General features: G+C 63.3%; 13 protein-coding genes. 11 read left to right on the forward strand and 2 right to left on the reverse strand.

Annotated features, from left to right (window positions below):
• Window positions 1-60 precede the first annotated feature (60 nt).
• The 6 genes from M1D88_RS06485 to M1D88_RS06510 all read left to right on the forward strand — a co-directional run bounded on the left by M1D88_RS06485 (window position 61) and on the right by M1D88_RS06510 (window position 9,660).
• Complete coding sequence (locus tag M1D88_RS06485) at window positions 61-765, forward strand: hypothetical protein (protein ID WP_458113738.1); 705 nt, start codon at window positions 61-63, stop codon at window positions 763-765.
• A complete protein-coding gene (locus M1D88_RS06490) occupies window positions 762-5,249 on the forward strand; it encodes an FtsK/SpoIIIE domain-containing protein (protein ID WP_458113739.1) in 4,488 nt (1,495 codons plus the stop codon). The genes M1D88_RS06485 and M1D88_RS06490 overlap by 4 nt, the downstream gene beginning before the upstream one ends.
• Before the next feature lie 176 nt (window positions 5,250-5,425).
• Window positions 5,426-7,768, forward strand: coding sequence for an NAD-dependent DNA ligase LigA (gene ligA, locus M1D88_RS06495; RefSeq protein ID WP_458114450.1), 2,343 nt, complete (start codon window positions 5,426-5,428; stop codon window positions 7,766-7,768).
• Window positions 7,765-8,577: an inositol monophosphatase family protein gene (locus tag M1D88_RS06500; RefSeq protein WP_458113740.1), complete on the forward strand. Its 813-nt coding sequence runs from the start codon at window positions 7,765-7,767 to the stop codon at window positions 8,575-8,577. The genes ligA and M1D88_RS06500 overlap by 4 nt, the downstream gene beginning before the upstream one ends.
• A gap of 104 nt (window positions 8,578-8,681) precedes the next feature.
• Window positions 8,682-9,194, forward strand: coding sequence for a GNAT family N-acetyltransferase (locus M1D88_RS06505; protein WP_458113741.1), 513 nt, complete (start codon window positions 8,682-8,684; stop codon window positions 9,192-9,194).
• Between the two features lie 82 nt (window positions 9,195-9,276).
• Window positions 9,277-9,660: a RidA family protein gene (locus tag M1D88_RS06510; RefSeq protein WP_458113742.1), complete on the forward strand. Its 384-nt coding sequence runs from the start codon at window positions 9,277-9,279 to the stop codon at window positions 9,658-9,660.
• Here M1D88_RS06510 and M1D88_RS06515 read toward each other — a convergent pair.
• Both M1D88_RS06515 and M1D88_RS06520 read right to left on the reverse strand, forming a co-directional pair.
• Window positions 9,657-10,325 (reverse strand): response regulator, encoded by a 669-nt coding sequence (locus M1D88_RS06515; RefSeq protein WP_458113743.1) that lies wholly within the window; start codon window positions 10,323-10,325, stop codon window positions 9,657-9,659. The two genes, M1D88_RS06510 and M1D88_RS06515, sit on opposite strands and share 4 nt — an antisense overlap.
• On the reverse strand, window positions 10,318-12,033 hold the full coding sequence (locus M1D88_RS06520; protein WP_458113744.1) for an ATP-binding protein: 1,716 nt from the start codon (window positions 12,031-12,033) through the stop codon (window positions 10,318-10,320). Before M1D88_RS06520 ends, M1D88_RS06515 begins: the two co-directional genes overlap by 8 nt.
• A gap of 213 nt (window positions 12,034-12,246) precedes the next feature.
• On the opposite strand from M1D88_RS06520, the gene M1D88_RS06525 reads away from it, so the two are divergent.
• The 5 genes from M1D88_RS06525 (at window position 12,247) to M1D88_RS06545 (ending at window position 18,134) form a co-directional block, all read left to right on the forward strand.
• Window positions 12,247-13,737 (forward strand): CitMHS family transporter, encoded by a 1,491-nt coding sequence (locus M1D88_RS06525; protein ID WP_458113745.1) that lies wholly within the window; start codon window positions 12,247-12,249, stop codon window positions 13,735-13,737.
• A gap of 127 nt (window positions 13,738-13,864) precedes the next feature.
• Window positions 13,865-14,161: an Asp-tRNA(Asn)/Glu-tRNA(Gln) amidotransferase subunit GatC gene (gene gatC, locus M1D88_RS06530; RefSeq protein WP_458113746.1), complete on the forward strand. Its 297-nt coding sequence runs from the start codon at window positions 13,865-13,867 to the stop codon at window positions 14,159-14,161.
• A 3-nt stretch (window positions 14,162-14,164) separates the two neighbouring features.
• Window positions 14,165-15,745 carry an Asp-tRNA(Asn)/Glu-tRNA(Gln) amidotransferase subunit GatA gene (gene gatA, locus M1D88_RS06535; protein ID WP_458113747.1) on the forward strand — a complete coding sequence of 527 codons (1,581 nt, stop codon included), beginning with the start codon at window positions 14,165-14,167 and terminating at the stop codon, window positions 15,743-15,745.
• The gene (gene gatB, locus M1D88_RS06540) at window positions 15,742-17,250 is read left to right on the forward strand and encodes an Asp-tRNA(Asn)/Glu-tRNA(Gln) amidotransferase subunit GatB (RefSeq protein ID WP_458114451.1); all 1,509 of its coding nucleotides are present in this window, start codon (window positions 15,742-15,744) and stop codon (window positions 17,248-17,250) included. The genes gatA and gatB overlap by 4 nt, the downstream gene beginning before the upstream one ends.
• A 233-nt stretch (window positions 17,251-17,483) precedes the next feature.
• Entirely contained in the window at window positions 17,484-18,134 is a 651-nt protein-coding gene (locus M1D88_RS06545) for a hypothetical protein (RefSeq protein ID WP_458113748.1), read from the forward strand.
• Window positions 18,135-18,154: the final 20 nt, after the last annotated feature.

An 18,154-nucleotide genomic window follows, 5' to 3' on the forward strand; every position in this document is an offset into this window, starting at 1 on the left:
AATCGCACGTACCAGCTCATGGAACGCATCCGGTATTGCCCTACGAGGAGGCACGGAAATATGGGGGATCTAGCAATAGATTTCTGTGGCGAGTGGCACGAGCCGTCAGACGAGGACGTTTTCAGCATCGGCCGCGAGGGTGACCTTGAGGTGGACGACAACCCCTACCTGCACCGGAGATTCCTCCAGATCGCCCAATATGACGGGATCTGGTGGCTCAGCAACGTCGGCAGCATGCTCTCTGCCACCGTCGCGGACGGTTCGGGGGGAATGCAGGCCTGGCTTTCGCCGGGGGCGCGGATCCCGCTCGTCTTCAGGCACACCAACGTGATCTTTACGGCTGGTCCGACTACCTACGAGTTTGCCGTGCACCTGAAGACCCCGTCTTTCCGGCAGGAGATCCGGGACGACGAGAGCGGAGGGGATACAACCATCGGGCCCGTGGTCTTTACAGACTCCCAAAAGGCGCTGATCGTCGCGCTGGCTGAACCAATGCTCCGCCGTGAAGGAACAGGCTTCAGCGCCATTCCATCCTCGGCCGCGGCAGCAAAAAAACTTGGCTGGGCCCTGACCAGATTCAACCGAAAGCTGGACAACGTGTGCGACAAACTGGACCGGGTCGGTGTTGCCGGACTGCGCGGCGGAGGCGGGAAGCTGGCTACCAACAGGCGCGCCCGTCTCGTAGAACATGCCGTGACATCCCATTTGGTAACTGTCGATGACCTGTATTTGATCGAAAAGATGAGGGGAGTCGAAGAAGGGTGAGAATCCGACTGACGCTGCGCCGGGCCCCGGCCGAAGCTAAGGATCTGGCCGTTACCGTGGACGGCCTGGCCACGGTGGCGGACATCGCCGTCGAGCTCTGGACTGCAGATCCGGAACGGCGAGGCACGCCGGCACCCCCCAACCTCACCCTGAGCATCGATGAAGCCTTTGTGGCCGGCGGCATGACGGGCAACGTCCTCAACAGGACGGACAATCTTTTAGAGTCGGGGCTCCGGCCGGGTTCCGTTGTTTCGCTGACGCAGGTCAGTGAGCAGTTCGCCGTCCCGGGGGCCAACCGGGGTCCGGCCGCGGCAACGCTCCGGATCCTGACTGGTCCCGACGTCGGCCAGGAATTTTCATTGCCCACCGGAACCAGCTACATCGGCCGGGGCCGGGACGTGGACATCAGGCTGTCGGACCCCATGACGTCGAAGCGGCACGCCCGGATTACGGTGGGAGAGACGGTGGAGATCGTGGACACGAACTCCGCCAACGGGCTCATCATGGATGGATTACCCGTCACCCGGGCTACGCTGAACTCTTCAGACACCCTGATGCTTGGAGATACCACCGTGGCCGTGGTGTCCCTGTCACGCAACCAGGCGGCAGCACCGACGTCGCCCCTCGTCGATTTCAACCGTTCCCCCAGGGTGGTGCCGCGCTTCGAAACTCCCAAGCGCGTGCTGCCGGCCGGGCCGAAACGCCCGGATAACCACCCCTTTCCGTTCATCATGCTCATCGCCCCGTTGATGATGGGCACGGTTCTGTGGATCGTGACCCAGAACGCCATGTCGGCGATGTTTATGGCCATGATGCCGCTGTTCATCGTCGGGCACTATGTGGACCAAAGGATGCGCAGTAAGCGGGAGCGGAAGGAACAACTGAAGCAGTTCCGTGAATCGATGGCAGCGTTCCGGCGTGACATCACTGAACTCCAGCACGTTGAGCGCTCAGTACGCCTCCAGGAGGCCCCGTCGGTCAGCGACACAGTGGACTCCATCTACAAACTCGGCCCGCTCCTCTGGACCCACCGGCCCGAACACGCTGGCTTCCTGGGGATCCGTTTTGGCCTGGGTACTGTTCCGTCCAGAGTTCCCCTTGAAGAACCGGGCAGCAACGACACCGAGCCGGAGTTCATGCAGGAGCTCCAGGACTGCCTGAAGCAGTTCCAGATCATCGAAGGCGTGCCGGTGGTGTCCCAGCTCCGTTCAGCAGGCTCGTTCGGGCTGGCCGGAGCCCGGGGTCTCGTCGACGACGTCGCGCGGGGAATAGTCCTTCAGGCTGTGGGTTTGCATTCGCCCGCGGAGGTGGTGGTCACTGCCATCACCTCGGCTGAGTCAAAAGACCGGTGGGGCTGGCTGCAATGGCTGCCGCACGTCGGATCAGGGCATAGCCCGCTGAACGGGGACCACCTCGCGGCCGGCTCGGCGAGCGGATCCACCCTCCTGGCCCGCCTTGAAGACCTGATCGAGCAGCGCGAGGCGGCGGCCAAGACCCAGGGTTCCCAGTCGCGGCCGGCCATCGAGGCGGACAAAGAGGAACTTCCCGGCCCGGTGTTGCCCTCGGTCCTGGTCATTGTCGAGGATGACGCTCCAGTGGACCGTGGACGGCTCACCCGGCTCGTGGAGCGTGGACCGGATTCAGGCGTGCACGTGATGTGGGTTGCTTCGAGCGTTCAGTCCCTGCCGGCAGCCTGCCGGGACTTTATGGTGGTCGACGGCGATCACGGTACCACTACCGGCCAGGTCCGGCTCGGGCGCCACACCTACCCTGTCAGCTGCGAGAGCCTGGACGCCGAGCTCGCCCAGCAGCTTGCACGGATGCTCTCGCCCGTCGTCGACGTCGGTAAACCTGTCGACGACGAATCGGACCTTCCCCGGGCAGTGTCCTATGCGACGCTGATCGGGAAGGACTTCATGGACAACCCGCAGGCTGTGGCGGACCGCTGGAAGGAAAACAATTCCGTCCGGGCCACCGCCGTCCCCAACCGCAAGGACAACGGCACACTGCGCGCCCTGGTTGGCTCGAAGGGCGTAGAGCCGCTGTACCTGGACCTGAAAAACGAAGGTCCGCACGCTCTGGTGGGCGGAACCACAGGGGCCGGCAAATCGGAGTTCCTGCAGTCCTGGGTGATGGGCATGGCCGCCGCCTACAGTCCCGACCGGGTCAGTTTCCTGTTTGTCGACTATAAGGGCGGCGCGGCCTTCGCTGACTGCCTCCACCTCCCTCACACCGTTGGACTCGTGACCGACCTGTCACCGCACCTGGTGCGCCGTGCACTGACGTCCCTGCGGGCCGAGCTGCACTACCGGGAACACCTGCTGAACCGGAAGAAGGCCAAGGATCTGCTGGGTCTTCAACGGGAAGCTGACCCTGAAGCGCCGCCGTATCTGATCATCATCGTGGACGAGTTCGCGGCCCTCGCCACAGAGGTTCCGGAATTCGTGGACGGCGTAGTCGACGTCGCGGCCAGGGGCAGGTCCCTGGGACTCCACCTGATCCTCGCCACACAACGGCCGGCAGGCGTCATCAAGGAAAGCCTCCGCGCCAACACCAACCTCCGTGTGGCCCTGCGAATGGCGGATGAGGACGACGCCACAGACATCCTTGGCGTTCCCACTGCCGCCTACTTCGACCCATCCATTCCCGGGCGTGGTGCTGCCAAGACCGGTCCAGGCCGCATCCAGGGCTTCCAGACCGGGTATGCGGGTGGCTGGACCACGGAAAAGCCCCAGCGTCCCCAGATCGACATTGTGGAAATGGCCTTCGGGTCGGGGGCAAGCTGGGAGCCTCCTGCACCGGAAAACCCCGTCAAGGAAGAGCCGGCCGGGCCCAATGATATTGCCCGTATGACGGCGAATATCATCAAGGCCGCTGAAGTGCTTGCCATTGAATCCCCGCGAAAGCCGTGGCTGAACGAGCTCGCCACCACCTACGATTTTTCCAAGCTTCCCAATCCCCGGACCGATGAGCGGCTCCTGCTGGGGGTGGCCGACGATCCCGCGCACCAGGACCAACCGACAGTCTTCTATGAGCCGGACCGGGACGGCAACATGGCGATCTACGGAACCGGCGGTTCCGGGAAGTCGGCGGCCCTGAGGGGAATCGCCATCGCCGCGGCAGTGACACCCCGGGGTGGACCGGTTCATGTTTACGGCATTGACTGCGGTTCCTCGGGACTGAAAATGCTCGATGAACTCCCGCACGTCGGCGAGGTCATCAGCGGCGACGACGTCGAGCGCGTAGGGCGCCTGTTGCGCTGGTTGCGGGACATGGCCGATGACCGATCAGCTCGTTTCGCCGAAGTGCGGGCATCCACCATTGTGGAGTATCGCAAACTCTCAGGCAGGCCTGACGAAAAGCGGATCTTCGTGCTTGTGGACGGTATGTCGGCCTTCCGCGAGACGTATGAGTTCAGCAGGCTGTCTGCGCTCTGGGACATCTTCCTGCAGCTCGCCACTGACGGCCGGCCCCTCGGTATCCACCTTGTGGTGTCCGGAGACCGCCCCAACTCGGTACCGGCGTCGCTGTTGGCATCCATCCAACGGCGGCTTGTCCTGCGGTTGTCTTCTGAGGACGACTACATGTCCGTCGATGTGGCCAAGGACGTTCTGAGCAAAACGTCTCCGCCAGGGCGCGGGCTCCTGGGGAACAACGAAGTTCAGCTGGCCGTGCTCGGCGGGAACTCCAACCTGGCTCTCCAGGCCAGAGAGGTGCACAAGCTCGCCCAGGCGATGCTTCGGCAAGGAGTCGAGAAGGCACCGCAGATCGAACGTCTGCCGGACCAGGTGGACCTGGATATCCTTCCGGCGGGACGTCCGGACGCGCCTGTGATCGGCGTGGACGACGAAACGCTGCAACCCGCCGAAATTCTCGCGAAGGGACCGCTGCTGTTGGCAGGTCCCCCTGGTGCCGGCAGGACTGTGGCCCTGGTAACCATGGCCTATGCCCTCCGCCGCTCCAATCCCAACACGGAGCTCATCTATATCGGATCCCGCCGCTCAGCAGTGGCTTCTCTGCGCGTCTGGAACCGCTCGTTCGTGGGAGTGGACGATGTCCAGGAGGCCCTGGAGGATCTTACGGAATCCTCCACGGGCAATCCGGGGAGCCTCGCCATCTTTATCGAGGGCCTCACTGAATTCACGGACACCATAGCGGAATCCGGCATCGGGCGCCTGGTGACGGCGTCGATTAAGGCGGACCAATGGGTGGTGGGCGAATCCGAAACGTCCACCTGGTCCTCGGCCTGGTCCCTGGCGCAGCCGTTCAAGTCCGGGCGCCGGGGCCTGCTCATCAACCCGGGAGATATTGAGGGGGACAGCCTGCTCAATACATCATTGGGCCGGATCAGCACCGACTTCATTCCCGGACGAGGCTACATTGTGGGGAGGGGCAAGGTGCGCAAACTCCAGGTGGCGCTGCCCCCGGAGGACCGTGCCTACGGGGAGTCAGCCCTCAGCGGGGTGGGTGCGGCCGGCGTCTAACGCAGATCCGGCGGTCGGAGTCCGCTGACAGGAAGGCACGGGAAGTGCTCCGCAGGTTCAAGCGGCGGTCCGGGCCTTCCTGTTTACGGCCTCTAATTACTGCTTTCTGGCGGTCGGACATTGTCAGCCCATTAAGGCAAGATAGGTCTGTGAGCACAGCACCGGGAAATGAAGCACTGGCAGACGACGCAGCACCGGCAGAAAAGGCAGCACCGGTTCAAACTTCCGCCGGCGCGGTACCACCCGAGGACCTGCGGGAAGAGTATGAGGCCCTTGCCGATCAGGTCCGCAAACACCGCTTCGCCTACTACCAGCAGGACGCACCGCTTATTTCGGATGCGGAGTTCGACGAGCTTTACCGTCGGCTTGAAGCACTGGAGGCCCTGCATCCGGAACTTGTGTCCAACGATTCCCCCACACAGGAGGTCGGCGGAGAAGTTTCCGCTGCCTTTGCCGCCGTCGAGCATCTGCAGCGGATGTACAGCCTGGAGGACGTCTTTTCCCTCGAAGAGCTGAAGGCGTGGATCACCAAGGCAGAGGCCTCCGTGGCAAAGCTGGGTGGCAATAACAACGGACGGCCTAAATGGCTGACTGAGCTCAAAATCGACGGCCTCGCCGTCAACCTCCTTTACAGGGACGGGAAGCTCGTGCGGGCCGCCACGCGTGGAGACGGCACCACCGGTGAGGACATCACCCACAATGTCCTGACCATCAAGGAGATCCCCCAGGAGCTCAAGGGCAGCGGCTTTCCCGCAGAAATGGAAGTGCGGGGAGAAGTCTTCATTCCTTCCGACGCCTTCGCGGAGTTCAATGCAGCCCTGATCGAGGCTGGAAAAGCCCCGCTGGCGAATCCGCGAAACGCGGCCGCCGGCTCCCTGCGGCAAAAGGACCCCGCCGAAACCGCTAAACGGCCGCTCCGGATGTTCGTGCACGGAATCGGCGCCCGCGAAGGCCTGGACACCGGGAGCCAATCGGAAACATACCGCCAGCTCGAGAGCTGGGGGCTGCCGGTCAGCCCTTATTTCGAGGTGCTCGACGGGCTTGAGGACATTCTTGAGTTCATTGCCCGTTACGGCGAAAAGCGCCACAAGCTGATGCATGAAATCGACGGCATCGTGGTCAAAGTCGATAACTTCGGCACGCAGCGCGCCCTCGGCTACACCACGCGCGTGCCACGCTGGGCGGTCGCGTACAAGTACCCGCCGGAGGAAGTCCACACGAAGCTGCTGGACATCGCTGTCAACGTCGGCAGGACAGGCCGGGTGACTCCGTTCGGCGTGATGGAGCCAGTCAAAGTCGCCGGATCAACCGTGGAAATGGCAACGCTTCACAACCAGGATGTTGTCAGGGCCAAGGGCGTGAAAATAGGTGACATCGTGGTCCTCCGGAAGGCGGGCGACGTCATCCCGGAAATCGTGGGGCCGGTCCTGGCCTTGCGCGATCTCCAGGATCCTCCGGTCCGGGACTTCGTGATGCCCACCGAATGCCCGTCGTGCGGAACTCCGCTGGCGCCGGCCAAAGAGGGCGATGTGGACATCCGTTGTCCAAATGCGCGTTCGTGCCCCGCCCAGCTTCGTGAGCGTGTTTTCCACCTGGCGGGACGCGGTGCCTTTGACATCGAGGCGCTTGGTTGGGAGGCTGCGATCGCCCTTACCCAACCTGCCGAGCCGGAGACCCCGCCCCTCACCACGGAAGCCTCGCTTTTCGATCTCAAGCCCGAGGACCTGGCGAATGTGCGCATCCGGCGTGAGAAGCGCTCGAAGGGTGTGGGCACCGGAGAATATGAACTGGTGCCGTATTTCTTCTCTAAGCCCACGGCCAAGTCACCCTCGAAACCCACGGCCAATACGGAGAAGCTCTTCAAGGAACTCGAGAAAGCCAAGTCCCAACCGCTGTGGCGGGTTCTCGTGGCGCTGTCCATCCGCCATGTTGGCCCCCGTGCTTCGCGTGCGTTGGCCACTGAATTCGGCAGCATGGACGCCATCCGCCGGGCTTCCGAGGACCAGCTTGCCCATGTCGACGGAGTCGGACCAACCATCGCGGCAGCCGTGACGGAGTGGTTCGCTGAAGACTGGCACCGGGAAATCGTCGATGCCTGGGGTGCGGCCGGAGTGCGGATGGAGGACGAACGGGACGAATCAACGCCACGGACGCTGGAGGGGCTGACCATTGTTGTCACCGGAAGTCTTGAACATTTCAGCCGGGATGAAGCAAAAGAAGCCATCCTGATCCGTGGTGGGAAAGCGTCAGGTTCGGTCTCGAAGAACACGAGCTATCTGGTCGCCGGTGAAAGCGCCGGAACCAAGCTGGACAAGGCGGAGCAACTGGGCGTTCCCGTGTTGGATGAGGAGGGCTTCCGGGAATTGCTGGCGAACGGACCGGCAAAAGCGATGGGCGTGGAACCTGATTCCGCCGCACATGACGCTGGCGCAGCCCCTGCCGGCAGTCCCGGCGGGGACACTGAGCCCGCCGAGGACAACGACGAGATGCAACTCCACGAGGCGGGAGGCGCTCAATGAGTACCGACCATACGCAACTGCTGGAACTGGCCAAGGAAGCCGCTGCCGCTGGTGCCGCTGTCCTGGCCCGCCGGAATGCCGCCGAGCTGAAGGCGAGCAACAAAGGCGCTGCCGGCGACTGGGTGACGGCCTTCGACGTCGCTGCCGAAAACGCGGTCCGTGATGTCCTCGTTCAGGCCCGGCCCAACGACGCCATCACCGGAGAGGAATACGGCACGAACATGCCTGCGTCGCCCAGCGGTTACCGCTGGTCCATCGATCCCTTGGATGGAACCACCAACTTCATCCGCAACATCGTTTACTACGGAACATCCGTGGCGGTCGCGGATCCCGACGGCGTCTGGCTGGCCGGGGTGGTCAACGCCCCTGCCCTGGGCAAGTTGTTTTACGCGTCCAGGGGTCAGGGCGCCTGGCTGGAGGAGGGAGGCCGCGTCACCCGGCTGAACGGCCCCGATCCCGGTCGCCCCGGGCAGATCCTGGCTTCGGGATTCAGTTACGACCCCGAGGTGCGGGCCGAGCAGGCAAACGCCCTGGCCGGCTTTATGGAGGGCTTCGCGGACCTGAGGAGGCTCGGCTCGGCTGCCTTGGATCTTTGCCTTGTGGCTGACGGTACACATGACGCCTACGGCGAGCGGGGGCTCAACGAGCACGATTTCGCGGCGGGTGCGCTGATCGCCGAGGAGGCTGGTTGCTGGGTGCGCCGACCCCGTCTTACCAGCCCGCTCGATGGCGGTCCCTCCCTTGAGGAGCGCTTGTCCGCGTGGACATGTGCGGGCACGCTGGAAATGTCAGGCAAGTTCCCGCTTTGAGCCTTTGAGCCTTTGAGCCTTGTGCCGGCGCCGGGAGTGATAGTTCAGTCACGGAAATGATGTATTCGCAGTAGTAACGGGGAACGCACGATTACCATTGCCACGTGCCTTCGCAGATTCTCATACGCCCGGCTGTCCCCGCAGACTACGATTCCGTAGCCCGCATCACACGGGACTCCTATCTCGCTGCCGGCTACTTTGAAACCGCCGAGCACCCGTATATGCGGCAGATTCAACAAGTAGATGCCCGGGCGGCGGAAGCTACGGTGTGGGTGGCTGAGCGTGCGGGGAAAGTGATTGGCTCGGTGACGTTGGCCGTGGCCGGCGAGCCCTTCGCGGACATTGCCCTGGAGGACGAACTGGAGTTCCGCATGCTGGTGGTGGATCCGGCGGTACAGCGAAGCGGGGCGGGCAAAGCCATGGTGGAGGCCATTTTTGACTACGCAGGCTCCCTGGACGGGATCAAGGGAGTGTCGCTGACCACCGGCATGACCTGGGAAAGCGCCCATGGGCTGTATAAGAAGACCGGATTCCAGCGGGTGCCTGAACGTGACTGGCTGGTCCCGGGCACCGACATAAAGCTGCTCGTTTACCGGCGGGACCTCCCGGCGACCTAAAGTAGTGCCGACTCCATGACCCTGCTGCATCCGGAGACGGCAAACAGCCGTCTGCCGGGATGCAGCACTGCGAAAGGCACAGATGCGCAAGACGTTTGGCTCCGGCTCCGCCTGGGAAAAGATCCTTGGTTATTCACGTGCCGTACAGGTGGACAACACGCTCTACATCTCGGCTACCGCTGCCAGTGGCGAGGACGGGATTGTGGGCGAGGACTTCTACATTCAGACCAAATTCATCCTCGAGAAGCTGGGCGTGGTACTGGCCGATGCCGGGTTTGAATTCTCTGACGTGGTCCAGTCCAAGCTCTACCTGACGGACATCAGCCAATGGGAAGAGGCAGGCCGCGCCCACGGCGAAGTCTTCGGGGAAATCCGCCCCACCCTGTCACTGGTTCACGTGCTGCCGTTCCTTGACCCGAAAATGCTGGTGGAAATCGAGCTTGTGGCCCAGAAGGGCGCCAGCTAGCTTCGCGCAGGCGGCAGTCCGTACCGGTGTTCGGGCCGGCCGGTGGTGCCGTAGCGAAGCTGGATATCGACCGAGCCGTCATCCGCCAGGGAAGAAAGGTAGCGCTGTGCAGTAGCTCGTGAGACGCCCACCCGCGCTGCTACCTCCGCGGCCGAATACTGTTCCCCAGGGACCAGGGACTCCAGAACAGCTGCTTCCGTTGCCGACCGGGGCCGCGCAGACGGGCTGACCTCACCGGGAACCAGCGCGCGTTTGGCTCGCTCGACAGTCTCCTGATCGACGTTTCCTGGCTGGGCGAGGATACGGCGGTAACGGGCATAGGAGCGCAGCTGCTGGGACAGGGACTCCGAAGTGAAAGGCTTGAGCAGGTACGCGAGGGCCCCACGGCGGAAGGCAAGCCGCAGCGATCCGGTGTCCGAGGCGGCGCTCAACATCATGGTGTCGACGTCGAGCTGCCGGAGCAGATCGAGCCCCGATGCGTCCGGCAGGTACACGTCCAGCAGCACCAGATCCGGGCGCAGGCTGTGGATGGCCTTGAGTGCCTGGGAGGCAGAACCTACGGGAGCCAACGCCAGGAATCCCGGCACAGAATCCACATAGGCAGCATGGAGTTTGGCCACGTGGAAATCGTCATCCACAATCAGCACCCTGAAATCCTCAGACACCGTTGTCCCTTCCTGATGAAACCGTCATGCCGGTGTCCGTTGTACCCGGGAGGGTAGCCATGAACACCGCTCCCGGTCCTCCGGCTGTACCCTTCTCAAGAACCGTGACGTCCCCGCCCCGCCGCCGGGCCAGCTGGCGGGCGAGGGCGAGGCCCAGTCCCTGGCCCCCGGCCGGGCGAGCCGGCGTCGTCGAACTTCCTGCAGTGGTAAACCCCTCCGAAAACACATCGTCAACGTGTCCGGGGTCCAGTCCGTCCCCGGAATCGGCCACCACAATATGCAGGGTCCCCCCATCCTCGCCCGGGGCATCCAGAGCTTCCACCTCAACCCAGCGATCGGCAGCCGCACCGGCGACGGCCGCATTTACGGCATTGTCGATGAGGTTGCCAAGCACAGTAGTGACGTCCTGGGGATCTGTGACATGTCCGCGCACCAGTGTTTCCGGGCCGATGCGCAATGCCACGCCCCGCTCATGCGCTTCCACACCTTTGGCTCCCACAAAGGCCTGAAGATATGGATCCTGCAGCAACTCAGCCTGGTCCACCGGAAATTTCAAAGGGCCCGTCGCCACCAGTTGCCCCAGATACTCCTGTGCCTGCCGGAACTGTCCGATGCTCATGAATCCGGCAAGGGTGTGCATCTGATTCGCGAATTCGTGGCGTTGGGCCCTCAACGCCGTGGACATGGTCCCAACAGCATCGAGTTGGCGCGTCAGATGCTGCAACTCCGTGCGGTCCCGCAGCATGATGACCCAGCCGAGGTCCTCTTTCCGGTGCAGGGCTTTCCGTGCGCTTGCGACGACCACCCGGGCGCCGACAACAAGTTCGATTGCATCCCTCTCCTGTGCGTCGGGCTCCGTCAGTGCTTTCAGCTGGGCGGGAAGCGGGGCCTGGGTCCAAGGAGTCCCGGTCAGATCGTCAAGGTCAAGAAGCCGCTGGGCTGCTGCGTTGAAGACACTGATCCTGCCGTCGCCGGAGATGCCGATAACGCCCTCGTCCACACCCTGAAGGACAGCAACCTGGTCGTGGACAAGGGTGCTGATTTCTTCCGGTTCCAGCCCCAGCGTGAGCCGCTGCAGACGCCGTCGCAAAAGGAACGATGCCAACACGCCGGCCAGGAGGGCTCCGGCCGCGGTCACTCCAATGGGCACAATATCCCGGGCAAGGCTCCGGGAGATGCTCTCCGTGGAATATCCCACGCTCACTTCGCCGACTACAGCCGAGGAGTCAGGGGCAAAAACGGGCACCTTCGCCCCGGCGGAAGGACCTAGCGTGCCTGTGTTCCGAGTGGTCACTTCCTTGCCCGAAAGCGCATCGGAAGGATCTGTGCTTACCTTTTCCCCCAGGCGGTCGGCATCAGGGTGGGCCAGGCGGAGTCCAGTCTCGTCAGTGATCACCACAAAAAGTGCCCCGGTGCGGTTGCGGGCACCTTCCGCCGCAGCCATAAGCGGACCCTTAATCAGCACTGATGCCGGGGGAGTGCCCTCCTTCCGGCTTATGGACTGCACCTCGGCACGGACCGAAGGATCCGAAGCTACGGTTCGGGCCAAGGTGAGCGCCTGGTTTTCCGCCTCGCGGCCTAAACGGTCAAAGGTGAGCCAGGCGTGCATTGCAGCGCTGAGCAGGACTACGAGCAATACGACGCCAAGCTGCAGGAACAGGGTTTGTGTCGAAAACCGCAGGGGAAGACGGGAGGTGGAGCGCTTCATGATCCTCCTGTCGATCCCCTCAATCCAACTGGCCCTTGCCGAACCGGTGCTGAATGCGTCTGCCGCATGGCTGTGAGCTAAATGAGCAAAATGCTCCCAATAAGCAGTATGCCAATCAATTGAGCCAAAGGCACAGCCGTGATCGAGGCCACTATAACGTCTGTATCGCGCATCACACTGTTGTGTTGCTGTTCACAGGAAAAGGAGCCGGCCGTGCTGGTATTACTTGGATTCGCCATGATCGCAGTATTCATGGTGCTGATCATGACGAAGAAGTTGACGCCAGTCCTGGCGCTGATCATTGTTCCCACTGTATTCGGATTGTTTGCAGGCGCTGGCCTGGGCATCGGCGACATGGTCATGGACTCAATGAAGTCCATGACCTCCACCGCAGCGCTGCTGATGTTCGCCATCATCTACTTCGGCCTGATGATCGACGTCGGGCTGTTCGATCCGCTGGTCCGGTTCATCCTGCGCAAGCTCGGCAACGACCCTGCCAAGGTTGTCCTGGGCACGGCGATTCTGGCGGCGGCAGTATCCCTCGACGGCGACGGTTCCACCACATTCATCCTCACCACGGCTGCCATGCTGCCGATCTACCTCCGGCTGAAGATGAGCCCCGTGGTCCTGACCTGCGTGGCAGGCCTGGCCAACGGCACCATGAACATCCTTCCCTGGGGAGGCCCCACGGCACGTGCCGCCTCCGCGCTGAAGATCGACGTCAACGACGTCTTCGTTCCGATGATCCCGTCCCTGATCGCAGGCCTGGTTGTAGTCTTCGTCTTCGCCTGGCTGCTGGGCCTTCAGGAGCGCAACCGGCTTCGGGCAACGGCTCCCGGGATCTGGGGCGATCTTTTGGATCCGGCAGACGCGTTCGGCGGCGGCACCACCCCGGCCCTCGGCGGTTCGGGTTCGACGGGTACATCCGGTGGCGGCCGCAGCGGAGGCAAGGGTGACGCACCTGCCGGCGGAAGCCCCGCCGTCGAGGGCTCAGCAGTTGCTGTCCTGGACCATCCTGAATTGCTGGTTGATGACAGGGATTCAGCCATGGCGGACACCGCACTGGACCCCAACCGCAAGACCTTGCGCCCTAAGCTCCAGTGGTTCAACCTTGGCCTGACCGTGGCCGTCATGGGCATGCTCATCGCTGACCTCGTGCCCCTGCCGTACGTCTTTATGGTGGGCTCGGCCATCGCCCTGCTGGTGAACTTCCCCAGGGTCAAGGACCAGGCCACCCAGCTCATCGCCCACGCGCCGTCCATTGTTGCCGTGGTCAGCATGGTCATGGCCGCCGCTGTACTGACCGGTGTGCTCACCGGAACCGGCATGGTCGAGGCCATGTCTGCCTGGCTGGTGAACATCATCCCGTCCCAGATGGGTCCGTTCATGGCCGTGATCACCGGGATCCTGAGCATTCCGATGACGTTCTTCATGAGCAACGACGCCTTCTACTTCGGCGTGCTGCCCGTTCTGGCCGAGACGGCCAGCCACTACGGCATCAGCGCTGCGGACATGGCACGCGCCTCCATCACCGGCCAGCCCTTCCACCTGCAGAGCCCGTTGGTTCCCGCCATCCTGCTGCTCGTCTCCCTTGCCAAGGTCGACCTCGGCGACCACCACAAGAAGGTGCTATGGCGCACGGCCGTTATTTCCCTCGTGATGCTCGGTGTGGGAGTCCTTACAGGAGCCATCGGAATCGGCTAACCTGAGATTGCCGGCGGCTTGCCGTCTGGCCAGTTGTGCCCGTCTCACGCCCGCTGGGGGTCGTCAGGCGGGCACACTGTTGCCACGTAGACTATGGGGGAAACCAACTACCTTGCAGGGGAGATCCATGGCTGCGATCAACCGTGACGACGTCGCGCATCTTGCGCGGCTGGCGCACATCGAGATGAGTCCTGACGAGCTGGACAGAATGGCAGGCGAACTCGCCGTCATCGTTGACGCCGTGAAGTCGGTGAGTGAAGCCGCCGGCGACGACGTCCCGGCCACGTCCCACCCCATCCCGCTCACCAATATTTTTCGTGAGGACATCGTGGGGCACACGTTCACCGCAGAAGAGGCATTGTCCGGCGCGCCGGATGCCCATGAGAACCGGTTCAAGGTTCCGGCAATCCTGGACGAGGACTGAGACATGACTGAATACAACGCTACCGGTACAAGTGCCACCGAGCTCATCCGCAACTCCGCCGCGCAGCTGGCTGAGAAGCTGGCGGCCCGTGAGGTCTCCGCCGTCGAGGTCACCCAGGCGCACCTGGACCGCATCGCCGCAGTAGACGGCGGCGACAGGGGAGTCCACGCCTTCCTGCACGTCAACACCGAAGAAGCGCTGGCCGTTGCCGCCGAGGTGGACAACATCCGCGCCGCCGGCGGAGCCGCGGCCGAGGAGCTCCACGCCCTCGCCGGCGTGCCCATCGCCGTCAAGGACCTCATCGTCACCGTCGGCCAGCCCACCACGGCGGGCTCCAAAATCCTCGAAGGCTGGCACAGCCCGTACGACGCCACAGTCGTGAAGAAGCTGCGCGCTGCGATGATGCCCATCCTGGGCAAGACCAACCTCGACGAGTTCGCGATGGGTTCCTCCACAGAGCACTCCGCCTTCGGGCCCACCCGCAACCCTTGGGACCTGGACCGCATCCCCGGCGGTTCGGGCGGTGGCTCCGCGGCCGCCGTCGCGGCCTTCGAAGCCCCCCTTGCCCTCGGCACGGACACCGGTGGCTCCATCCGCCAGCCCGGCGCCGTGACCGGAACCGTCGGCGTCAAGCCCACGTACGGTGGCGTTTCCCGCTACGGCGCCATCGCCATGGCCTCTTCCCTGGACCAGATCGGCCCGGTGTCACGCACGGTACTGGACTCGGCCTTGCTGCACCAGGTGATCGGCGGGCACGATCCCTTCGACTCCACCTCGCTGCCGGATCCCCTCGCTGACCTTGTTGCCGCTGCACGCATCGGCAACATCGAGGGCATGAAAATCGGCATCATCAAGGAACTTCACGGCGAGGGCTACCAGGCCGGCGTCGAGAACCGATTCAACGAATCCCTTGAGTTGCTGAAGCAGGCCGGAGCCGAAATCGTTGAGGTCTCATGCCCCAACTTCAAGTACGCGCTGGGTGCCTACTACCTGATCATGCCCTCAGAGGCCTCCTCCAACCTGGCCAAGTTCGACGGCGTCCGGTACGGCCTGCGGGTCCTCCCCGAAGACGCGCCGATGACCATTGAACGCGTGATGGGAGCCACCCGCGCTGCCGGCTTCGGAAACGAAGTCAAGCGGCGCATCATCCTTGGCACGTACGCCCTGAGCGCCGGCTACTACGACGCCTACTATGGGTCTGCGCAGAAGGTCCGCACCCTGATCCAGCGTGACTTCGAGGCCGCCTTCACCAAAGCTGACGTCCTGGTTTCGCCCACTGCACCCACCACCGCTTTCAAGCTCGGTGAGAAGCTGGACGATCCCCTGGCCATGTACCTCAACGACGTCGCCACCATCCCAGCGAACATGGCGGGCGTACCAGGCCTGTCCCTCCCCGGCGGACTCGCCGACGAGGACGGGCTCCCGGTGGGCATCCAGCTCCTCGCCCCGGCCCGTGAAGACGCCCGGCTGTACCGCGTTGGTGCAGTCCTTGAATCATTGCTCGAGGCGAAGTGGGGCGGTCCCATCCTGGCAAGCGCGCCCTCGCTCACGGAGCTTGTCACGACACCCGGAGGTTCACGCTGATGTCCGACGCAATCCTGACCTTCGACGAGGCCATGGAGAAGTACGATCCCGTTCTGGGGTTCGAGGTCCACGTGGAGCTCAACACCAAGACCAAGATGTTCTCCTCAGCGCCCAACGTGTTCGGTGACGAGCCCAACACCAACGTGAACGAGGTGGACCTTGGCATGCCCGGCGTCCTGCCCGTGCTTAACAAGACGGCCGTGGAATCATCCATCAAGATCGGCCTCGCGCTCAACTGCAAGATCGCTGAGTACTGCCGTTTTGCCCGGAAGAACTATTTCTACCCGGACACTCCGAAGAACTTCCAGACTTCGCAGTATGACGAACCCATTGCGTATGACGGCTACCTGGACATCGAGCTCTCCGACGGAACGGTGTTCCGCGTCGAAATCGAACGGGCCCATATGGAGGAAGACGCCGGCAAGCTGACCCATATGGGCGGAGCCGCCGGCCGCATCCAGGGTGCCGATTACTCCCTGGTGGACTACAACCGTGCCGGTGTTCCACTGGTCGAGATTGTCACCAAGCCTATCCAGGGTGCCGGCTCGCGGGCTCCGGAACTGGCCAAGGCGTATGTGGCAGCGGTCCGTGAAATCGTGAAAAACCTCGGTGTTTCGGATGCCAGAATGGAACGCGGCAACGTCCGTTGCGACGCCAACGTTTCGCTCCGCCCGCACGGCCGCGAACGCTTCGGCATCCGGTCCGAGACCAAGAACGTAAACTCGTTGCGCGCCGTCGAACACGCCGTCCGCTACGAGATCCAGCGGCACGCCGCGGTTCTGGACTCGGGCGAGCCTGTGGTTCAGGAAACCCGCCACTGGCACGAGGACACCCGCACCACCACCTCCGGCCGTGCAAAGTCTGACGCCGACGACTACCGCTACTTCCCGGAGCCTGACCTGGTTCCTGTCGTGGCTTCCCGCGAATGGGTTGAAGAACTGCGGGCGACTCTGCCCGAGCCCCCTGCCGAGCGGCGGAGGCGGCTGCAGGCCGACTGGGGCTATTCAGACCTGGAGTTCCGCGACGTCGTCAACGCCGGTGTGATGGACGAAATCGAGGAAACCATTGCCGCTGGCGCCACTGCATCGGTGGCCCGTAAGTGGTGGATGGGCGAGATCGTCGGGCGCGCCAAGAACGCCGACGTCGACCCCGGCCAGCTGGGTGTTGCGCCTGCCACCATCGTTGAGCTGAACAAAATGGTTGAAGACGGCAAGATCAACAACAAGATGGCCACGGAAGTACTCGACGGCGTGCTCGCCGGCGAAGGTACTCCGGCGGAGATCGTGGAGAAGCGCGGCCTCGCCGTGGTGTCCGACGACGGACCCCTCCTTGAAGCAATAGACGCAGCCCTCGCCGCGCAGCCCGACGTCGCTAACAAGATCCGCGGCGGCAAGGTCCAGGCCATCGGAGCAATCGTTGGCGGAGTCATGAAGGCAACGCGCGGACAAGCCGATGCGGGCCGGGTGCGCGAACTGATCCTGGAAAAACTGGGAGTAGAAGGCTAGTCGAAGCTGGAGTCGAAGCCTAACGTTCTTTCCTTCCCAACTGGGTCGCAGTTAACGTTGTTTTGAGCCGTCAAAACAGCAACAACTGCGACCCAGTTGGCTTTGGGACCGGGGAAGTTTGTAGCAGATTGCCGGCTCTGAACTTGCGGCAATCTTGTGTATTCGCCGCTGCTTCCGGTCGTAAACTGCTCACAAGGCGCCGGTGTCCATCCGGCGCGGCGGGAGGAAGTGCCATGGCTACCCAGGAGCCCAGGAACATACGTAAAGCTGCCCTCGTGGGCACCATTGCAGTCGCGCTCACTGGAACGGGAGCTGCTGTCGCATGGTCGGCGGGTGATCCGCCCAACAATGGCCAGTCCCAGTCAGCCTCCCCGCCGGGCCAATCCCAGGACAAGGGACAGAAGAACAGGCCGGACAAAGCCCAGCGAGGCCAGGCCCTGCATAGCGAGACCGTGGTCAAGAACAGCGACGGTTCCTTCCAGACCGAGGTTTCCCAGCGTGGAACGGTGGAATCAGTCAGCGAGAACTCCGTCACCGTCAAGAGCGAGGACGGGTTCAGCCAGACCTACGTCATTCGCGCTGAAACACGGATAGTCAAACTTCCGCCACTGGCAGAGGACGGCTCACCACCCACTGACGAGTCCGGGAAGCGGCTCAAGCCCACCGATGTCACCGCAGCGGACCTTAAGGCCGGCGACACGGTCCGCGCCAAGGGCATCAGGGACGGCGACTCGGTTGCAGCGGAAAAGATCGTTGCAGGGGTAGCCCCGGACGGACCCGGGAACGGTATGGGCTTCGGCAGGGATCATCGGCCCGGCAAGGATCATGCCAAAGGAAACGGCAAGGCCCTGGGCAAAAATCAGGCACCGGGCAATGCACCATAGGTGGAGCGCCTGAGCCACCA

Source organism: Arthrobacter sp. R1-13 (genome assembly GCF_054161475.1).